The organism is Phenylobacterium sp. (assembly GCF_004799395.1).
Classification (GTDB): Bacteria; Pseudomonadota; Alphaproteobacteria; order Caulobacterales; family Caulobacteraceae; genus Phenylobacterium.
Window position 1 is genome coordinate 26,310 of the sequence record NZ_SSMZ01000316.1, and the last position, 16,815, is coordinate 43,124.

Sequence of the window (16,815 nt, forward strand, 5' to 3'; positions counted from 1 at the left end):
AACCCCTAGTGGGGAGGCGTTATGGAGTGGCAGCTTGAGCGCGACGCGGGAAGGCTTGTCGGCCGGCCGCGCGGTCGGGTTGACGAGACGACCTGGGAGGCCTTTTCGGCGGCGCTCACCGCGGCGGTGCGTGAGGCCGCGGCGGCCGGCGGCCTGCTGCTGGTGGTCGATTTCTCCGGCCTCGATTACATGTCCTCCCGCGGCCTGCGGGCGCTGACCATGGCCAAGCGCGAGGCCGGTGACGCCGTGAAGATCACGCTCGCCGCGCCCAACGCCAGGATGCGCGAGATCCTGGCCATCAGCCGCTACGACAAGCTGTTCGACGTCATCGACGCCGTAGGGCCGGCCGCCTGATGTTGGTGCGCTTCTGGGGAACACGAGGGTCGCTGCCGGTGGCCCAGAAGGCCGATGCGATCCGGTCGAAGATCGCCCGGGCCCTGGTTGCGGCGGGCGGGCGCAACTTCGCCGACGACGCCGAAGCGGCGGCCTTCGCCGAGGCCAGCCTCGACTTCGCCACCTATGGCGCCTACGGCGGGGCCACCTCCTGCGTGGAGATCGAGGGCGCCGACGACGCATACTTCGTCTGCGACATGGGTTCGGGCCTGCGGGAATTCGGAATTGACGCCTTCCGGCGCTGTGCGGCGGGCCATCCGCGGACCTATCATATCTTCCTGTCCCACCTGCACTGGGACCACATCATGGGCTTCCCGTTCTTCGGGCCGGCTTTCGATCCCGGAGCGACGATCGTCATCCACTCCGGCCACCCGGACGCCGAGCAGGCGCTGCGCCGTCAGCAGGAGGAGATCTCCTTCCCGGTTCCCTTCGACTGGCTGCGGGCCAAGATCAGCTTCGAGGTTCATGGGATGGCCGAGCCCTTCGAGGTCGCCGGCGTCACGGTGACCCTGATCCGCCAACACCACAGCCACGACAGTTACGGCTATCATTTGGCCCGCGATGGCCGCTCGGTGATCTATTCCACCGACAGCGAGCACAAGGTGGACAACATGGACGCCGAGGCGGCCTTCGAGGCCTTCTTCGCCGCCGCCGACCTGGTGATCTGCGACACCATGTATTCGCTCGGCGACAGCGTCAGCCTGAAGCAGGACTGGGGCCATTCCTCCAATGTGGTGGCCGTGGACCTGTGCCACGCCGCCGGCGCCAAGCGGCTGGCGCTGTTCCACCACGAGCCGACCTACACCGATGCCGATATCCAGCGAATGCACGCCGAGACGGTGCGCTACGAGGAACTGGTGCGCGAGGAACGGCCACCGTTGCAGGTGCTCTGCGCCTACGATGGCCTCGAGGTCACGATCTGAACGAGCTCGACCCCGGCGCCCGCCTGCGGGTGCGTCTGGGCGGGATCGCCGCGGCGATCCTGGCCGCCTTGGCCCTGCTGGCGGCCGGCCCGGCTATCCGCCAGCCGCTGTTCGACCTCTTCCAGCGCGTGGCTCCGCCGACGACGGCCCCGTCGACGGCGCAGGTGGTGCTGATCGATGCGCCCAGCCTGGCGGCGGTCGGGGGCTGGCCCTGGTCGCGCTACGCCATGGCCCGGCTCACCGAGGCGATCGCCGGGCGCGGGGCCAAGGCGATCGGGTTCGACTTCCTGTTCCCGGAACAGGATCGCCTGACCCCCGGCCTGTTCGCCGACCTCTATCCGGAGCTGCCGAAGGCGACGGCCGCGCAGGTGCGCGCCCTGCCGTCGATGGACGCGGTCTTCGCCCGGGTGATCGGCCGCAGCCCCGTGGTGCTGGCCCGTGCGGGGGTCACCAAGGACAGCTTCGACGCCATCGGCGCGGCCGCGCCCCTGCCGCCGGAGGCGCAGTTCACGGGCGCTGCGCCCAAGAGCCTGCCGGCCTATCCGGAGACGGTCGCCAGCCTGCCGATCCTTGACGGGGCGGCCCTGGGCCACGGCCTGGTCAACGGGCCGAAGGACCCGGACGGCGTCATGCGCCGCGTGCCCCTGGTCGCCCGGTCCGCCGGCGCGCTGACGCCGGGATTCGCGTTGGAATTGGTGCGGGTCGCCGAGGGCCGGGATCAGATCCGGCTGGTGGGTGACGCGACGCATCTGAAGGCGGTGCAGCTCGGCCGCCATCGCCTGCCGGTGGATTTACAAGGCCGCATGGCGTTGCGCTTCCGGGGCCTGAGCGGGCCGTCGACGACCTCGGCGGTCGACCTGCTGCGCAGCGGCGTTCCGGCGCACGCCTTCGACGGCAAGATCGTGATCGTTGGCCTGACCGCCGCAGGGACCTCCGACGTGGTCACGACGCCGCGTGATCCCGAGACCTTCGGCGTCCTGGTGCAAGCCGAGGCGGTGAACGGCATTGCTGGCGGCGGAGCCCTGGAGCGGCCAGACTGGGCGACGCCGCTGGAGTGGGGCCTGGGGCTGCTGGCGGCGTTCGCGGCCTTCCTGTCAACGCCGCGTCTGAGCCTCACAGCCCTCGCAGGTGGGGTCCTCGGCCTGGCGGCTATCGCCCTGGGCTTGAGCTACGCGGCCTTCCTGCGCGGCCTGCTGGTCGATCCCGCGCCGGTGCTGGCGCCAGGAACCGCGACCGCCGCGGCGATGATCGGCCTGCTGTTCGTTGAGGGGCGGCGTGTGCAGACCCGCCTGCGGGCGGCGCTGGACGAGGCGCGGCTGTCGGCGGCGAAGACGGCCGGCGAGCTGGCGGCGGCGAGCGAGATCCAGACGGGCATGCTGCTGCCGCGCGCGGCGCTGCGCCGGGTCTCGGACGCGGTGGAGATCGACGCGGTCCTGCAACCCGCCAAGAGCGTCGGAGGCGACCTCTACGACGCCTTCACGCTCGACGGCGGGCGGCTCTGTTTCCTGGTCGGCGACGTCACCGGCAAGGGCGTGCCGGCGTCGCTGTTCATGGCGCTCTCCAAGGCCCTGTCGCGCAGCCTCCTGATGCGGCCGCAGATCGCGCTCGAGGCGGCCATCGACGGGATCAACGCGGAGCTGTCGCGCGACAATGGGCAGATGATGGCCGTCTCCCTGCTGGTCGGCGTCCTGGACCTGACCGACGGGACGCTCGACCTCTGCAGCGCGGGCCACGAGAACCCGTTCGTGGTCGCCGCGGACGGAACGGTGCGCGAGCTGGTGCTGGAGGGCGGCCCAGCCCTCTGCGTTGCAGAGGGCTTCCCCTATCCGGTGGAACGTTTTCGGCTGGAGCCCGGCGAGACCCTGATCGCCTTCACCGACGGGGTGACCGAGGCGCAGGATCCGACCGGCGACCTTTTCGGCCGTGAACGCACGCTCGCGGTCATTGGCGGCGTCCAGACCCTCTTGAGCGATCTTATCGATCGGCTGGTTGCGGCGGTGCGCGCCTTCGAGGCGGGCGCGGAGGCGAGCGACGACCTGACTGTTCTGGCGGTGCGCCGGCCCGCCAGCGGCTAGCGCCGGCCGCCGCGGTCGCGCAGCTGGATGAGGTCGTCCGGCGACAGCTTCTCGCCGCCCTGGTTGGCGATGCGGATGAAGCCGGCGTTGACGCCATGGTCGCGCAGACGCTGCAGCTGGTCGACGCTGAGCCCGTCATAGCCCATGGCGTGCAGCTCCCCGACGAAGCTGCCACTCACCCCGTGGTCGCGCAGGCGCACCAGATCGTCCGCCGTCAAACCGGAATAGCCGGCCTGCCTAAGCTCGCCGATGTAGGTCGTGCTGACCCCGTGGTCGCGCAGACGCTGAAGGTCGTTGGCGGGGAGGCCCGAGTAGCCTGCTTCCCGCAGCGCGGTGACGTAATGGGCCGTGACGCCGTGATCGCGCATCCTCACCAGGGTCGCCACGTCGCCGAAGCGATAGCCGGCGGCGTTCATGGCCAGCAGATGCTTCATCCCCGCGCCGTGGATGCCCGCGCGGACCAGATCCGTCGTGTCCGGGGTGGCGTAGGCCTCGCGCTTCAGCTCGTCGACATAGGCGAAGCCGATGTCGTTCATGGTCAGCTCGAACTGCTGATAGGGCTCCAGACCGCCGCTGACACCGCGCCTGGCCAGCGCCGCCGGGAAGGCCGCGTTGGCCGTGTAGATACAGGTCCCGAGCCCGCGCCCTTGGCCGACCACGCCCTTGCAGCGGAACTCGCCGGCGTCGTGGCGGATAGCGAATGTGACTGGCTGGCCGGCGCTGGCGAGCTGGGCTTCGGTCAGGCCGGGCAGGGCGGACGCTGGCAGGGTCTCGCCCCTTTGCGAGGAATGGTGCTCGCTGCGATAGCCGAGCTCGAAATCGTACTGGCCGGGCGCATCCTTGGAGTCCGTTGGACGGATCGACCACTCAAGCGAAGCGGGGATCACCTGGTCTGCGTCGTCCCAGGCGGTCCAGCTGGGCAGGGCGGGCGGCGCCGGGGGCGCGGGCGGGGCTGGCGGTGCGCCCGCCAGGGCCAGGACGGCGGCGGCGGCCAGGGTCGCGGCGTTGAACATCTTGCAGGTCCTCCAGCCCGGCCACGGGCTCGCGCGGCCTCGTTCCTGATGCTGGATGGGAGCCGCGCCCAGCGGCGCGGTCACGTTAATTCGCGGACAGGATCGCGACCGGCCGGCGGGCTAACGGACGATGATCTCCACGCGTCGGTTGCGCGGCTCGGCGGTGTTGGGCGGCGTGGACACCAGGAGCTCGCGCTCACCGCGGCCGACGGCGCGGCTGATCGTCGGGCTGAGCCCCTGGGCGATCAGGGCTTCGCGGACGTCACGGGCCCGGCGCAGGGACAGCATGTCATTGTCGCCGTCCTTGCCGACCGTGTCGGTATGGCCGGTGATCTGCACTTCCGCGCCGGGACGCTTGGCGATCTCGGCGAACACCTTCTGCAGTTCAGGCTCCGAGTCCGGCGTGAGCTTGGTGGTGCCCTCAAGGAAGTAGAGCGTGAAATGGGCGGCCGGCAGCGGCAGGCCGTCGGTCAGGGCTGCGTAGAGCTTCGGATCGGCAGGCTTGGCGGCGAACTTGGGGCCCAAAGCCGTCTGGGTGTTCGCCGCCGTCAGCGAACCCTGCTCGGCGCCGGACTTGGGGTCGAACACCGCGACCGCGCCGACGGCCATGCCGGCTTCGCCGGGCAGCAGGGTCACCGACCCCGGGGGCGTGCTGGCGCAGGCGGCCAGGAGCGGGAGGAGGGCGAGTGCGAGGAGCGCCCTCACGGAACGTCCACCACGAAGCGGGTGCCGCGCGCAGCCAGCAGCGAGGTGGGGGTCTTCACCTTCATCGCGTCCTTGTTTTCCTTGGCGATCTGGCCGGAGACGATGGCCAGGGAGCCGCGGTCCACCTGGGTGAGCGAGCTTCCCTTGTGGGTGGTGTCGTCAAATTCGAACTGGGCCAGCGAGACGTGGGCGTTGGGCCCGACCGCGAAGCGGCTGTTGTCGATGAAGGTGATGCCGATGCGTCCGTCCGGGCCGGTGGTCAATACGTCCTTGACGCTGAGCGTGGCGCCCGGCGTGGCCGGCGTTGTGCTCGTTCCACGGACAATGCTCGCCTGGCCGACCACTGTCTTGACCCGTCCGATGTCGGCGCAGAGCGCCTGCGTCGACAGAGCGCCTGCGATCAGCAATCCTGCCGCGACCGATTTCAGCATCTTCCAGCCCCCGCAGTCCTCAAGGCTAAACGTCATAGCAAAGAGCCGCGCCGAGTCCGACTCCGATCGAACAGTGGTCGCCCGCTTGGCGCCTGGCGCGGGCGCCGTCGCGCGCGCCCTGGACGCGACCCGCCGTTTCGCCCGCGCGCACCGCCTGCCGCAAACGACCGCCGACCGCCTGGCGGTGATCGTCGAGGAATGGGTGGCCAACATCGTCGAGCACGGCAGGCCCCGCGCCGGCAGCCTGATCGGATTTCGCATGGAGCGCGCTCGCGGCGCGGTGCGGATGACGTTCACCGACGCGGGGATCGCCTTCGACCCACGCAGCGCGCAGGACAAGGGGCCGAACCTGGAGCGGGGCGGCGGGGCCGGCATCGCGCTGATCCGCTCGTGGTCGGAGATCGAAGGCTATTCGCGCCGGAGCGGGCGCAACCGGCTGGCGCTCAGATCGAAAAGCTGACGCCGCAGCCGCAGCTGGACTTGGCGTTGGGATTGCGGACCTTAAACTCGGCGCCGGCCAGCTCGTCCACGAAGTCGATCTCCGAGCCTTTCAGCAGCGCCAGCGACATCTCGTCGACCACCGCGGCGGCCCCGTCGCGCTCAATGCGCAGGTCGTCGGGCTCGGCGGCCTCGACCAGGCCAAACTGGTACTGGAACCCCGAGCAGCCGCCACCCTCCACCGCCACGCGCAGCATCAGCGTCTTGCCCTCCGCCTTGCCGATGGCGTGGATGCGTTGGGCGGCCGAGGGGCTGAGAGTGAGTTCGGTGCTGGTCATGTCAGTTAGACGAATGAAACGCCTGGACTATATGAGGATGCGAGCGGCTTCGACCAAGGGGCTGTCATATAGATGGATTTGATGGCCGCAACGATCCCTTCCAAGGCTCCCTATGCGGAGGACCCCTCGAAATCCCGCGGCCGCAAGGTCGCCGAGGCCGAGAGCGCCACGCGCACGCCGTTCGCCCGCGACCGCGACCGGATCATACACTGCACGGCTTTCCGAAGGCTGAAGGAGAAGACCCAGGTCTTTGTGGCTCACGAGGGCGACCATTTCCGCACCCGCCTGACCCACAGCCTGGAGGTGGCGCAGATCGCCCGCTCGCTGGCCACGGCTCTGGGGCTGGACGCCGATCTGGCCGAGACCATCGCCCTGGCCCATGATCTCGGCCATCCGCCCTTCGGCCACGCCGGGGAGGACGAACTGCAGATCCAGATGGCCGGCTTCGGCGGCTTCGACCACAATGTGCAGACCTTCCGGGTCGTCACCAAGCTGGAGCGCCGCTATCCGCGCTTCGAGGGGCTGAACCTCACCTGGGAGACCCTGGAAGGCATCATCAAGCACAACGGCCCGGTGGTGGATAAGCTGGAGAAGCCCTCCTGGAGCGCCATCGCCGAGTTCGACGCGGAATATGACCTGAAGCTCGGCGGCTGGGCCTCGGCGGAGGCGCAGGTCGCCGCGCTCGCCGACGATATCGCCTACAACAACCACGATGTGGACGACGGGGTGCAGGCGGGGCTCTTCAACCTCGACGAACTGCGCTCGATCCCGCTGATCGGCCCGCACGTGGCCAGCGCGGTGACCGACTATCCCACGGTCGATCCCGGCATCCTAAGGCTGGAGGCCGTACGGCGGATGATCGGGGCCATGGTCGACGACGTGCTGGCCGAGACGCGTCGCCGAGCGGACAAGGATCGGGTGAGCTCGCCCGAAGATGTCCGGAACCTGGATCACGCCCTGGTGGCCTTCTCCCGTGACATGGTCGAGGACCTGGGCGCGCTGAGGGCCTTCCTGATGGAGCGGATGTATCGCCACTGGAAGGTCAACCGCACCCGCAGCCAGGCGCGGCGCATGCTGGCCGAGATGTTCCAGCTGTTCCTGGGCGAGCCGGACGTCCTGCCGGCCGAATGGTGCTCTCGGACGCAGGGCCGCAACGAGGCCGGGGTGGCGCGCGTGGTCTGCGACTACATCGCCGGAATGACCGACCGCTTCGCCATCGAAGAGCACCGCAAGCTCTTCCACCTGGATTCGCTGCACTAGCGCTGGATCAGAGGTAGGACGGCAGCGAGCCGTAGAACTGCTCCACCCCGACGGTGAGCGCGCTGACCATCTCGCGCTCGGCGGGCGTGACGTAGGGGTTCCAGATATCGAAGATCAGCACCGCACGGGCTTCGCCCGAGTTGTTCCAGGCCTCGTGCTCGATGGTGTCGTCGAAGACGAAGGCCTTGCCCGGCTCCCATTGACGCGTCTCCGCGCCCACGCGGAAGCCGCAGCCTGGCGGTACGATCAGCGGCAGATGGCAGATCAGGCGGGCGTTGTTGACCCCGGTGTGTGGCGGGATGCGGGTGCGCGGCTCCAGGATCGAGAACACCGCCGTGGGCGCGGACCCCGGCAGCTCGCATTTCGGCCAGGCCTCCAGCGCCGCCATGGCCTTGGGGAAGCGGGCCATGTTCTCGACCATCGCGTGGCCCGCCTTCCACAGGTAGAAGACGCCCCAGCTGCGCGAATTGTTCAGCGCGCGCCATTTCTCGTCCGGCGTCGCCTGCAGGGCGATGTAGGGCTCCAGCACCTGGGCGCCATCGGCGAGCACGCCGACCAGCTCCTCGCGGATGTCGTCGGCCGCCGCCTCGATCGCCTCAAGCCAGGGAAAGTCCTCGCGCGGATAGAACTCGATGGCCGGCAGCTCGGGCACATAGAGGAAGGTCGGCTGCGGGCGGTAGACGCGGCGTTTCTGCAGATAGGTCGCCAGCGATTTGTCGAAGCGGCCCAGCGGCTCACTGGCGTGCCGGGCGCGGACCTCCTGCAGATGGGCGTCGAGGAAATTCTCCAGAGCGCGGCCGTTGGCGTCGACCACCGACTGGGCGTGGGCGAAGATCGGGCGCATGTCCGCGGGGACCTGAACCCCCGTCGGAACCAGCATCAGCACTTTGCGGTAAGTCGCCGCCGCGGCGCGACTGTCCTTAAGGTGCTCGTGCAGGGCCGCGGCCTGCAACAGGGCGCGCATGTTGGTGGGCTCAGCCGCAAGCACCCGGTTCAGCGCCGCCAGTTCCTCGTCGCGCCGGTTCAGGTCGCGCAACGCCGTGGCGAAGTTCAGCAGGAACGTCGGATTGCCCGGGTCTTCCGCCAGAGCCTGTTCCAGCATCGCCAGTCCGCCGGCCGCGTCGCCCGCCAGCAGCTTGCGTTTGCCGATTTCGTTGAGCACCAGGGGATGGCTGGGCGCCTCGTTCTCCGCCTGGCGGACCAGCCGCTCGGCGTCGTAGGTCTGGCCGGTCGCCAGCGCGCGGGACGCAGCGTCGATCAGCTGGCGGACGCGTCCGTCGACGACTTCGCTCATCCGCTACTGGTCCTCACGCCGCAATCTGCGCCCGACGGGGCTTCGCACGTTGCTCACGCGTTCCTTATGGCGCGGGCGTCAGGCCTCTGCCAAGCGGCGACGCGCGCCCAACTTCTGGCGCGGTCTGCGCACAGAAATCGGCGGGTAGGGCGGTTGGACGGGCGCGGGCTCGGCTAGACTACCGCCTCTAGCGCGCGATTCGGCGGTCCGGACGCGCCCGCCTCGGGAGTCATCGATGTCCGATCATGAGCGCGGCGCCTATACGCCGCCCACCGACGCGCCGCTCAGCTTCGACGCCCGCCAGCCGGTGCGCGGCTCGCGGCCGCTGCCCTTCACCCTGATCATCTCGATCCTGGTGCTGGCCGGTCTGGCGGCGGCGATGTTCATCTTCTACCGCTCGGGCGTGCGCCACGCCGGCGAGCCGCCGCAGGCCGTCGGCGTGCCGGTGGGCGGCATGAAGGCCGCGCCGCCTGCCGAGGCCCAGCCGCAGGATCCTGCCGCGGGACTGCAGATCTACAAGACCGAAGGCGGCAAGGCCTCCGGCGACGGCGCGATCTCGCCGCAGTTCACCGCGCCGCCGGAACAGCCGCAGACCCGCCCGCAGGCGGCCGCGCCCACCGTCGTCGTGACCCCGGCCGCGCCTGCCGCTCCGGCCCCGGCGCTGCGGCCCTCGATCCCGGCTCAACCGCCGGCGGCTTCAGTTCCGGCCGCGCCGCCGAAGCCCGAGGCTCCGTCCAAGCCGCCGCCGCCCGCGACGAAGGCCGAGGCGCCCGCACCGAAGTCCGCGCCACCGGTGGCCAAGGCCGCTGCGCCCGTTTCCGCGAAGCCTGCGCCCGCCAAACCGGAAGCCAAGGCCGCTGCGCCCGCGCCCGCCGCCAAGCCGGCCGCCGGCGTCGCCGCCGTGCAGATCGGCGCCTTCTCCTCGCAGGCTCTGGCCGACAAGGGCTGGAGCGACGCGGCCTCCGTCTCGCCCGGCGCCGCGGCCGGCAAGGGCAAATTCGTCGAGAAGGTCGACAAGGACGGCAAGACGCTGTTCCGCACCCAGGTCACCGGGTTCGCCAGCCGAGCCGACGCCGTGGCGTTCTGCGACAAGCTGAAGGCCGCGGGCAAGGCCTGCTTCGTCAAGTGAGCGTCACAGCAGCCATCCTGGGCTGCTCGGGCCCCGTGCTGACGCCGGAGGAACGCACGTTCTTCCGGCGGGTGAAGCCCTGGGGTTTCATCCTCTTCAAGCGAAACGTCGAGACGCCGGACCAGGTGCGGACCCTGGTGGCCGCGCTCCGCGAAACCGTCGGCCGCGCCGACGCCCCGGTGCTTATCGACCAGGAAGGCGGGCGCGTGCAGCGTCTGGGCCCGCCCAACTGGGGCCGCTATCCGCCGGGCCGCGCCTTCGGCGACCTCGGCGGCAACGACCCGCTGGTGCGGCGCGAGATCACGCGCCTGGGCGCGCGGCTGATGGCCCATGACCTGGTCGCGCTGGGCATCAACGTCGATTGCGTGCCGGTGCTGGACGTGCCGGACCCCTCGGGCCACGAGATCATCGGCGACCGCGCCTACGGCAGGACCGCCGACGAGGTGGCCCTCTTGGGCCGCGCCGCCGCCGAGGGCCTGATCGCCGGCGGGGTGCTGCCGGTGATCAAGCACATCCCCGGCCACGGCCGCGCCATGGCCGACAGCCACCTGGAGCTGCCGGTGGTGGACGCGGGCTTCGAAGACCTGGACGCCTGCGACTTCGCGCCGTTCCGCGTTTTGTCGGACATGCCGATGGCGATGACGGCGCACGTGATCTATTCCGCCATCGACCGTAAGCGCCCAGCCACAACGTCGAAGAAGGTCATGCGCCGGGTGGTGCGCGGCGCGATCGGCTTCGATGGCCTGGTGATGAGCGACGACCTTTCCATGAAGGCGCTGAGCGGCGATTTCGCTGAGCGGGCCCGCGACAGCCGCGCGGCGGGCTGCGACGTGGTCCTGCATTGCAACAGCGCCATGGCCGAGATGAAGGCAGTGGTGAAGGGCGCCGGCGAGCTGAAGGGCCGCGCCTCGATCCGCGCCAAGGCCGCGCTGGCGCGCCTGGCCAAGACACCGGAGCCGTTTGACGCCGCCGAGGCCCGCGCCCGCTTCGATGCGGCGTTCGACGGGGCCTACGCGGCATGAGCAACACCTTCCAGCCCAGCTTCGACTTCGCCGCCGCGGCCAATGCCGCCGAGGATGGCGAGGCCCTGATCGTCGACATCGACGGCTACGAGGGTCCGCTGCACGTCCTCCTGGCGCTCGCCCGCAGCCAGAAGGTCGACCTCTTACAGCTCTCGATCCTGAAGCTGGCCGAGCAGTACCTGGCTTTCGTCCAGCAGGCGCGGCGCGCGCAGTTCTCGCTGGCCGCCGACTATCTGGTGATGGCCTCCTGGCTGGCCTATCTGAAGTCGCGCCTGCTGTTGCCGAAGCCCGAGCAACCCAAGGGCGACGAGGCGCCAGCCGAGGAGATCGCCGCCCGGCTCGCCTTCCGCCTGGCCAAGCTCGACACCATGCGAAATGCCGCAGAGGGCCTGCGCACCCGCCCGCAACTCGGCCGCGACGTATTTGGCCGCGGCGACCCGCAGGCGATCAAGGTCGTCCCGTCCGGCCGCATCGAAGGCGACCTCTACAGCCTGATGAGCGCCTACATCGCCCAGCGCGCCAAAGAGGCCAGCCGCACCTACACCCCGGCGACGCCCAAGGCCTACCCGCTGGAGGAGGCGCGCGAACGCCTGCGCCGCCTGCTGCCCGATCTCGACCGGTGGACGCCGCTCGCCGGCGTCGCGCCCATGGGGCCGCCGGGGCCGGGTAGCGATGGCCAACCGGGCCGCGCGTCCTTTGTGGCCTCAACCCTCTCGGCCAGCCTGGAGCTGGTGAAGGAAGGGACGCTGGAGGCTCGCCAGCTTGAGGCCTTCGCCGACATCTATCTGCGGACCCGAAAGGCCAAGGTCGCATGAGTGACCTCGCCGACACCGGACGCGAGGTCGAGGCGCTGCTGTTCGCCGCCGCCGGGCCCTTGAGCGACGCCGACCTCGCCAAGCGCCTGCCGGAAGGCGCGGACGTGGCCGGCGCCATCGTGGCCCTGCAGGCGCGCTATGAGGGCCGCGGCGTCGAACTGGTCTGCGTGGCCGGGCGCTGGCGGTTCCAGACGGCGCAGGACCTCGCCTGGCTGATGACCGATGAGCGCGACGAGCCCAGGCGCCTCTCGAAGGCCGCCCAGGAGACCCTGGCCATCATCGCCTACCACCAGCCGGTGACCCGCGCCGAGATCGAAGCCGTGCGCGGCGTGCAGGCCAGCAAAGGCACCCTGGACGTCCTCCTGGAGCTCGGCCTGGTGCGCATGCGCGGCCGTCGGCGCACGCCGGGCCGGCCGATCACCTACGGCACCACCGACGCCTTTCTGGAGCACTACGGCCTGGCCAGCGTCGGAGATCTCCCCGGCGCGGCCGAGATGCGGGCGGCTGGACTGCTCTCCCTCGACCTGCCCGCCGACTTCGCCGTGCCCGATCCCAATGCGCTGGGCGCCGACGAGGACCCGTTGGAGCCTGGCGACGCGCCGGAGTTCCACATGGATTTTCTCGGCGAGGAAACGGCCTGATTGTCGCGTGGCGCGTTATCGCGAGACGGACTATATAGCCGCGTAGACGATGTCGCCGAGGCGCGACGGGTTTGGAGTTTTCGACGCCATGGGCACGTTTTCGATCTGGCATGTTCTGCTCTTCGCCATCATCGCGCTTCTGCTGCTTGGCGGCCGCGGCAAGATCTCCGGCATCATGGGCGACACCGCCAAGGGCATCAAAGCCTTCCGGGAAGGTTTGAAGGGCGAGGAAGAAGCCAAGGAGGAAGAACCTCCGCCGGCCAAGCCGCTGCCCAAGACCGCGACGAAGACCGCCTCGAGTTCGCGCGCCAAGACCAAGGCTTGAGCCGCTCCGCCACGCCTCTGTTCAGCCCCTGTTTCCACTGCGCCTGAAACCGCGCTAAGGCACGGCCATGTTTCCCGAAGGACGCGCAGTCGAATTCCTGGTCGCCGCGGTGGTGGCGCTGATCGTGGTCGGTCCGAAGGACCTGCCGATCCTGCTGCGCAAGCTCGGCCAGTTCATGGCCAAGGTCCGCTCGATGGCCGCCGAGTTCCGCGCCAGCTTCGACGAGATGGCCCGCCAGTCGGAGCTCGACGAGCTGCGCAAGGAGGTCGAGGCCATGCGCCAGGGCCAGTTGCTCGATATGACGACCCATGCGCCGGAGGTGAGCCAAACCTTCGACGAGATCAGCCAGGGCCTGTCAGATGTCGGCGTGCAGCTGAACTCGCCGGTGGCCTATCCCTACACGCCGGCCCAGACCGAGCACGTCGAGATGACCGAGCTCGCCAAGCCGAAGCGTGTGCGGACGCCGGCGAAGAACGCCGCCGCGAAGACGGCGCCGGCGGCCAAGTCAGCCAAGGCCAAGACGAGCGCCCCGAAGACCACCGCGCCGAGCAAGGCCTCAGCGGCCAAGGCGCCAGCGGCAAAGGCCACGCCGCTGAAGGCTGCCGCGAAAGCCAAGCCGTCCGGCGCGAAGGCCGCCGCGCCCGCCAGGCCGCGGGCCCCTAAGGCGGCCGCCCAATGAGCACGGCCGACGACGAGATCGAGGCCTCCCGCGCGCCTCTGCTGGATCATCTGATCGAACTGCGCTCGCGGCTGATCACCTGCGTGATCGCGCTGGTGATCGCGTTCATCTTCTGCTTCGCTTTTTCGACGCCGATCCTCACCCTGCTGATCCATCCCTACACGGTGGCCCAGAGCCTGGTGGCCATCGGGGCGAAGTCGGGCGTCAACAATTCGAGCTTCACCGGCGCGGTGCAGGGCGCCAAGGACATGTTCCTGGTGCTGACCGGCCAGGAGGCTCTGCCACCCTCCCAGCAGGCCACCAACCTCATCTACACCGCGCCGCTGGAGATCTTCTGGACCAAGGTGAAGCTCGCCGGTATCGGCGGGGTGGCGCTGAGCTTCCCGGTGCTGGCCCAGCAGATCTACGCCTTCGTGGCGCCTGGCCTCTACAAGAAGGAGCGCCGCGCCTTCCTGCCGTTCCTGGTGGCCTCGCCGCTGCTGTTCCTGCTGGGCGCGGCTATGGTCTATTACATGATCCTGCCGATCCTGATGCGGTTCGCGCTTTCCCAGCAGATCGTCGGCGCCGGGCCGGTGTCGGTCCAGTTGATGTCGAAGATCTCCGAGTATTTCGACCTGGTGACGGCGTTGCTGCTGGCCTTCGGCATCTGTTTCCAGCTTCCGGTGATCCTGACGCTGCTGGGCATGGCGGGGATCGTCAATTCCAAGATGCTGATGGCCGGCTGGCGCTATGCGGTTGTGGCCGTGGTGGGCGTGGCCGCCGTCGTCACGCCGCCCGACCCGATCAGCCAGATCCTGCTCTCGATCCCCATTGTCGGGCTCTACTTCGTCTCGGTGGGCTGCGTCAGGCTCATCGAGTTCCGGCGCAAGAAGGACGACGGCGCGGCGGCGTGAGCCTTGGCCTGGGCGCCAACGCGCTCTAGAGAAGCCGCTTCCGCCGAAACCTAGCGTCTGATCCAGCCACCGTTATGCACGACATCCGAGCCCTTCGCGAAAACCCTGAGGCCTATGTCAAAGGCTGGGATTCCAAAGGCCTGTCCGGTTCGGCGCTGGTCGCACAGATCCTTGAGCTCGATGTGAAGCTGCGAGAGGCGCAGACCGCTTGGCAGACGGCTCAGGCTGATCGGAATGCGGCCTCCAAGAGCATTGGCCACGCAAAGGCCGCCAAGGATGAAGCGGAAGCCTCGCGGCTGATGAAGTTGGTTGAGGACCTCAAGACCAAGCTCGAAGCCGAAAGCCAGATAGAGCGCGCCACGGGTCAGGATTTGAACGACCTGCTCGCGAGCCTCCCGAACATCCCGGCCCTGGACGTGCCGCACGGCGCGGACGAGCACGCCAACGTGGAGGTCCGCCGCTGGGGGACGCCGTTCGCGATCGCCAGGCCGAAGGATCACACCGACCTGGGCGAGGGCCTGGGCCTGATGGATTTCGAGGCGGCCGCGCGGATGAGCGGCGCGCGCTTCGTGGTGCTGAAGGGCGAGCTGGCCCGGCTGGAGCGGGCGCTCGGCCAGTTCATGCTCGATGTCCAGACCCGCGAGCACGGCTATACCGAGGTCTCACCGCCGCTGATGGTGCGTACGGAGGCCATGTTCGGCACCGGGCAGATGCCTAAGTTCGGCGACGACCAGTTCATGGCCGTTCCCGGCCTGAACACCGCCGAAGGCTTCCGCGCCGCCGACGGACCGATCGAGGCGCTGCCTGAAATCCGCTGGCTCATCCCCACCGCCGAGGTGTCGCTGACCAACCTCGTGCGCGAGCAGATCACCGCAGAGGAGGGGCTGCCGATGCGGCTCACCGCGCTGACGCCCAGCTTCCGCGCCGAGGCCGGCGCCTCGGGCCGCGACACCCGCGGGATGATCCGCCAGCACCAGTTCTACAAGGTCGAGCTGGTCTCGATCACCACGCCGGGCCAGTCCGAGGCCGAGCACGAGCGGATGGTCGGCTGCGCCGAGGCGATCCTGAAGCGGCTTGAGCTGCCGTTCAGGACCATGCTGCTCTGCGCCGGCGACATGGGCTTCGGCGCGAAGAAGACCTACGACCTTGAGGTCTGGCTGCCGTCCGAAGGTCGATACCGGGAGATCAGCTCCTGCTCCAACTGCGGGGATTTCCAGGCCCGGCGGATGGACGCGCGCACCAAGGCGGCCGGCGAGAAGGGCGCGCGCTTCGTGCATACGCTGAACGGCTCCGGGCTGGCGGTGGGCCGCACCCTGGTGGCGGTGATGGAGAACTATCAGGACGAGGACGGCCGCATCGCCATCCCGCAGGCGCTGCATCCCTACCTTCCGGGGCTCACGCACATCGGATGAGGATCCTGCTGACCAACGACGACGGGATCCATGCCGAGGGCCTGGCCGCGCTGGAGCGGATCGCGGCCAAGCTCAGCGACGACGTCTGGATCTGCGCGCCGGAGGCCGAACGGTCGGGGGCGAGCCGGGCGCTGACGCTGACCGATCCGATCCGGGTGCGCGAATATGGCCCGCAGCGGTTCTCCACCAGCGGCACGCCCACCGACTGCGTGATGCTGGGGATCAGCGAGATCGTGACGGGTAAGAAGCCCGACCTGGTGCTCTCCGGCGTCAACCGCGGGGTGAACCTGGCCGAGGATGTGACCATGTCCGGCACGGTGGCCGGGGCCATCGAGGCCATGGCCATGGGCGTGCCCGGGATCGCGCTCTCGCAGGGCGGGTTCTACGAGGGCAATGCGGGCTACGCCTGCGCCGAAGCGTTCGCGCCGGGTATCGTGCGCCGCCTGCTGGACGTGGGCTGGCCCGCCGACGTGATCATGAACCTCAACTTCCCGAATGCGCCGCTGAAGCCGCCGCCGCAGGTCGAGGTGACCCGCCAGGGCTTCCGCGACGCCCACGTGCGGATGGCCGAGAAGCGAACCGATCTGCGTGGGCGCGAGTACTTCTGGGTCGGATACAGGCAGGAGCGGTCGAAACCGGACGCCGGCACCGACCTGCGCGCCTTCTATGACGGCAAAATCTCCGTGACCCCGCTGCATATCGATCTCACCCACGCCGAGTCAGTGCACAAGCTACGTGGCGTTCTGGGTGGGCCTGCGCCCCATGCTTGAGGCCGCCAGGGCTTGAGAATGGCGAAGAAAGACGACGACACGGCTGAGACGCGGCTGGCCCGCCTGATCCTCGCCCTGCGATCGCAGGGCGTGAGCGAGCCCGCCGTGCTGGGCGCGATCGAGACCACGCCGCGCGAGGCCTTCACGCCGGACCTCTTCAAGGAACGCGCCTTCGAGGATAGCGCGCTCCCCATCGCCTGCGGCCAGACCATCAGCCAGCCCTATATCGTCGGCCTGATGAGCCAGGCGCTGAAGGTCG

Annotated in this window: 19 protein-coding genes and 1 pseudogene; 15 read left to right on the forward strand and 5 right to left on the reverse strand. The window is 69.4% G+C overall.

Annotated features, from left to right (window positions below):
* The first annotated feature begins 21 nt into the window (after positions 1-21).
* The 3 genes from E8A12_RS20310 to E8A12_RS20320 are packed head-to-tail and all read left to right on the forward strand — an operon-like array spanning position 22 to position 3,391.
* Positions 22-354 (forward strand): STAS domain-containing protein, encoded by a 333-nt coding sequence (locus tag E8A12_RS20310; RefSeq protein WP_293372253.1) that lies wholly within the window; start codon positions 22-24, stop codon positions 352-354.
* Positions 354-1,316: an MBL fold metallo-hydrolase gene (locus E8A12_RS20315; RefSeq protein ID WP_293372255.1), complete on the forward strand. Its 963-nt coding sequence runs from the start codon at positions 354-356 to the stop codon at positions 1,314-1,316. The genes E8A12_RS20310 and E8A12_RS20315 overlap by 1 nt, the downstream gene beginning before the upstream one ends.
* Before the next feature lie 29 nt (positions 1,317-1,345).
* A complete protein-coding gene (locus E8A12_RS20320; RefSeq protein ID WP_293372257.1) occupies positions 1,346-3,391 on the forward strand; it encodes a CHASE2 domain-containing protein in 2,046 nt (681 codons plus the stop codon).
* On the opposite strand, the gene E8A12_RS20325 is transcribed toward E8A12_RS20320, so the two are convergent.
* The 3 genes from E8A12_RS20325 to E8A12_RS20335 form a co-directional block, all read right to left on the reverse strand.
* Positions 3,388-4,404 carry a hypothetical protein gene (locus E8A12_RS20325; protein WP_293372259.1) on the reverse strand — a complete coding sequence of 339 codons (1,017 nt, stop codon included), beginning with the start codon at positions 4,402-4,404 and terminating at the stop codon, positions 3,388-3,390. The two genes, E8A12_RS20320 and E8A12_RS20325, sit on opposite strands and share 4 nt — an antisense overlap.
* Before the next feature lie 120 nt (positions 4,405-4,524).
* Positions 4,525-5,109 (reverse strand): OmpA family protein, encoded by a 585-nt coding sequence (locus E8A12_RS20330; RefSeq protein ID WP_293372261.1) that lies wholly within the window; start codon positions 5,107-5,109, stop codon positions 4,525-4,527.
* Positions 5,106-5,540 (reverse strand): FecR family protein, encoded by a 435-nt coding sequence (locus E8A12_RS20335; protein WP_293372263.1) that lies wholly within the window; start codon positions 5,538-5,540, stop codon positions 5,106-5,108. The genes E8A12_RS20330 and E8A12_RS20335 overlap by 4 nt, the downstream gene beginning before the upstream one ends.
* A 73-nt stretch (positions 5,541-5,613) precedes the next feature.
* Between E8A12_RS20335 and E8A12_RS20340 the strand changes: the two genes are divergently transcribed.
* A complete protein-coding gene (locus tag E8A12_RS20340) occupies positions 5,614-6,000 on the forward strand; it encodes an ATP-binding protein (protein ID WP_293372265.1) in 387 nt (128 codons plus the stop codon).
* Here the strand turns inward: E8A12_RS20340 and erpA are convergent.
* Complete coding sequence (gene erpA, locus E8A12_RS20345) at positions 5,984-6,316, reverse strand: iron-sulfur cluster insertion protein ErpA (RefSeq protein WP_293372267.1); 333 nt, start codon at positions 6,314-6,316, stop codon at positions 5,984-5,986. The two genes, E8A12_RS20340 and erpA, sit on opposite strands and share 17 nt — an antisense overlap.
* Positions 6,317-6,397: 81 nt before the next feature.
* Between erpA and E8A12_RS20350 the strand changes: the two genes are divergently transcribed.
* Positions 6,398-7,576, forward strand: coding sequence for a deoxyguanosinetriphosphate triphosphohydrolase (locus E8A12_RS20350; RefSeq protein WP_293372269.1), 1,179 nt, complete (start codon positions 6,398-6,400; stop codon positions 7,574-7,576).
* Positions 7,577-7,583: 7 nt separating this feature from the next.
* On the opposite strand, the gene E8A12_RS20355 is transcribed toward E8A12_RS20350, so the two are convergent.
* Positions 7,584-8,870 carry an aspartyl/asparaginyl beta-hydroxylase domain-containing protein gene (locus tag E8A12_RS20355; RefSeq protein ID WP_293372271.1) on the reverse strand — a complete coding sequence of 429 codons (1,287 nt, stop codon included), beginning with the start codon at positions 8,868-8,870 and terminating at the stop codon, positions 7,584-7,586.
* A 235-nt stretch (positions 8,871-9,105) separates the two neighbouring features.
* Here E8A12_RS20355 and E8A12_RS20360 point away from each other — a divergent pair, with 235 nt between their 5' ends.
* The 10 genes and pseudogenes from E8A12_RS20360 to E8A12_RS20405 all read left to right on the forward strand — a co-directional run.
* Positions 9,106-9,999: an SPOR domain-containing protein gene (locus E8A12_RS20360; protein ID WP_293372273.1), complete on the forward strand. Its 894-nt coding sequence runs from the start codon at positions 9,106-9,108 to the stop codon at positions 9,997-9,999.
* Complete coding sequence (nagZ, locus tag E8A12_RS20365; RefSeq protein WP_293372275.1) at positions 9,996-11,021, forward strand: beta-N-acetylhexosaminidase; 1,026 nt, start codon at positions 9,996-9,998, stop codon at positions 11,019-11,021. Before E8A12_RS20360 ends, nagZ begins: the two co-directional genes overlap by 4 nt.
* Positions 11,018-11,836, forward strand: coding sequence for a ScpA family protein (locus tag E8A12_RS20370; protein ID WP_293372277.1), 819 nt, complete (start codon positions 11,018-11,020; stop codon positions 11,834-11,836). The genes nagZ and E8A12_RS20370 overlap by 4 nt, the downstream gene beginning before the upstream one ends.
* Positions 11,833-12,477 carry an SMC-Scp complex subunit ScpB gene (scpB, locus tag E8A12_RS20375; protein WP_293372279.1) on the forward strand — a complete coding sequence of 215 codons (645 nt, stop codon included), beginning with the start codon at positions 11,833-11,835 and terminating at the stop codon, positions 12,475-12,477. Before E8A12_RS20370 ends, scpB begins: the two co-directional genes overlap by 4 nt.
* A gap of 88 nt (positions 12,478-12,565) precedes the next feature.
* On the forward strand, positions 12,566-12,802 hold the full coding sequence (locus tag E8A12_RS20380; protein WP_293372281.1) for a twin-arginine translocase TatA/TatE family subunit: 237 nt from the start codon (positions 12,566-12,568) through the stop codon (positions 12,800-12,802).
* A gap of 67 nt (positions 12,803-12,869) precedes the next feature.
* A complete protein-coding gene (gene tatB / locus E8A12_RS20385; RefSeq protein WP_293372283.1) occupies positions 12,870-13,481 on the forward strand; it encodes a Sec-independent protein translocase protein TatB in 612 nt (203 codons plus the stop codon).
* Entirely contained in the window at positions 13,478-14,374 is an 897-nt protein-coding gene (gene tatC / locus E8A12_RS20390; protein WP_293372285.1) for a twin-arginine translocase subunit TatC, read from the forward strand. Before tatB ends, tatC begins: the two co-directional genes overlap by 4 nt.
* A 74-nt stretch (positions 14,375-14,448) precedes the next feature.
* Entirely contained in the window at positions 14,449-15,786 is a 1,338-nt protein-coding gene (gene serS, locus E8A12_RS20395) for a serine--tRNA ligase (protein ID WP_293372287.1), read from the forward strand.
* Positions 15,783-16,556, forward strand: coding sequence for a 5'/3'-nucleotidase SurE (gene surE / locus E8A12_RS20400; RefSeq protein WP_293372289.1), 774 nt, complete (start codon positions 15,783-15,785; stop codon positions 16,554-16,556). Before serS ends, surE begins: the two co-directional genes overlap by 4 nt.
* A gap of 18 nt (positions 16,557-16,574) precedes the next feature.
* Positions 16,575-16,815 (forward strand): annotated as a pseudogene (locus E8A12_RS20405) (protein-L-isoaspartate O-methyltransferase); the annotation flags it as partial.

Excerpts from the sequence above, each read along its gene's own strand:
- E8A12_RS20310 (WP_293372253.1), top strand. The coding sequence starts at position 22 with ATGGAGTGGCAGCTTGAGCGCGACGCGGGAAGGCTTGTCGGCCGGCCG.
- E8A12_RS20315 (WP_293372255.1), top strand. The coding sequence starts at position 354 with ATGTTGGTGCGCTTCTGGGGAACACGAGGGTCGCTGCCGGTGGCCCAG.
- E8A12_RS20325 (WP_293372259.1), bottom strand. The coding sequence starts at position 4,404 with ATGTTCAACGCCGCGACCCTGGCCGCCGCCGCCGTCCTGGCCCTGGCG.
- E8A12_RS20335 (WP_293372263.1), bottom strand. The coding sequence starts at position 5,540 with ATGCTGAAATCGGTCGCGGCAGGATTGCTGATCGCAGGCGCTCTGTCG.
- erpA (WP_293372267.1), bottom strand. The coding sequence starts at position 6,316 with ATGACCAGCACCGAACTCACTCTCAGCCCCTCGGCCGCCCAACGCATC.
- E8A12_RS20350 (WP_293372269.1), top strand. The coding sequence starts at position 6,398 with ATGGCCGCAACGATCCCTTCCAAGGCTCCCTATGCGGAGGACCCCTCG.
- E8A12_RS20355 (WP_293372271.1), bottom strand. The coding sequence starts at position 8,870 with ATGAGCGAAGTCGTCGACGGACGCGTCCGCCAGCTGATCGACGCTGCG.
- E8A12_RS20360 (WP_293372273.1), top strand. The coding sequence starts at position 9,106 with ATGTCCGATCATGAGCGCGGCGCCTATACGCCGCCCACCGACGCGCCG.
- E8A12_RS20370 (WP_293372277.1), top strand. The coding sequence starts at position 11,018 with ATGAGCAACACCTTCCAGCCCAGCTTCGACTTCGCCGCCGCGGCCAAT.
- scpB (WP_293372279.1), top strand. The coding sequence starts at position 11,833 with ATGAGTGACCTCGCCGACACCGGACGCGAGGTCGAGGCGCTGCTGTTC.
- E8A12_RS20380 (WP_293372281.1), top strand. The coding sequence starts at position 12,566 with ATGGGCACGTTTTCGATCTGGCATGTTCTGCTCTTCGCCATCATCGCG.
- tatB (WP_293372283.1), top strand. The coding sequence starts at position 12,870 with ATGTTTCCCGAAGGACGCGCAGTCGAATTCCTGGTCGCCGCGGTGGTG.
- tatC (WP_293372285.1), top strand. The coding sequence starts at position 13,478 with ATGAGCACGGCCGACGACGAGATCGAGGCCTCCCGCGCGCCTCTGCTG.
- serS (WP_293372287.1), top strand. The coding sequence starts at position 14,449 with ATGCACGACATCCGAGCCCTTCGCGAAAACCCTGAGGCCTATGTCAAA.
- surE (WP_293372289.1), top strand. The coding sequence starts at position 15,783 with ATGAGGATCCTGCTGACCAACGACGACGGGATCCATGCCGAGGGCCTG.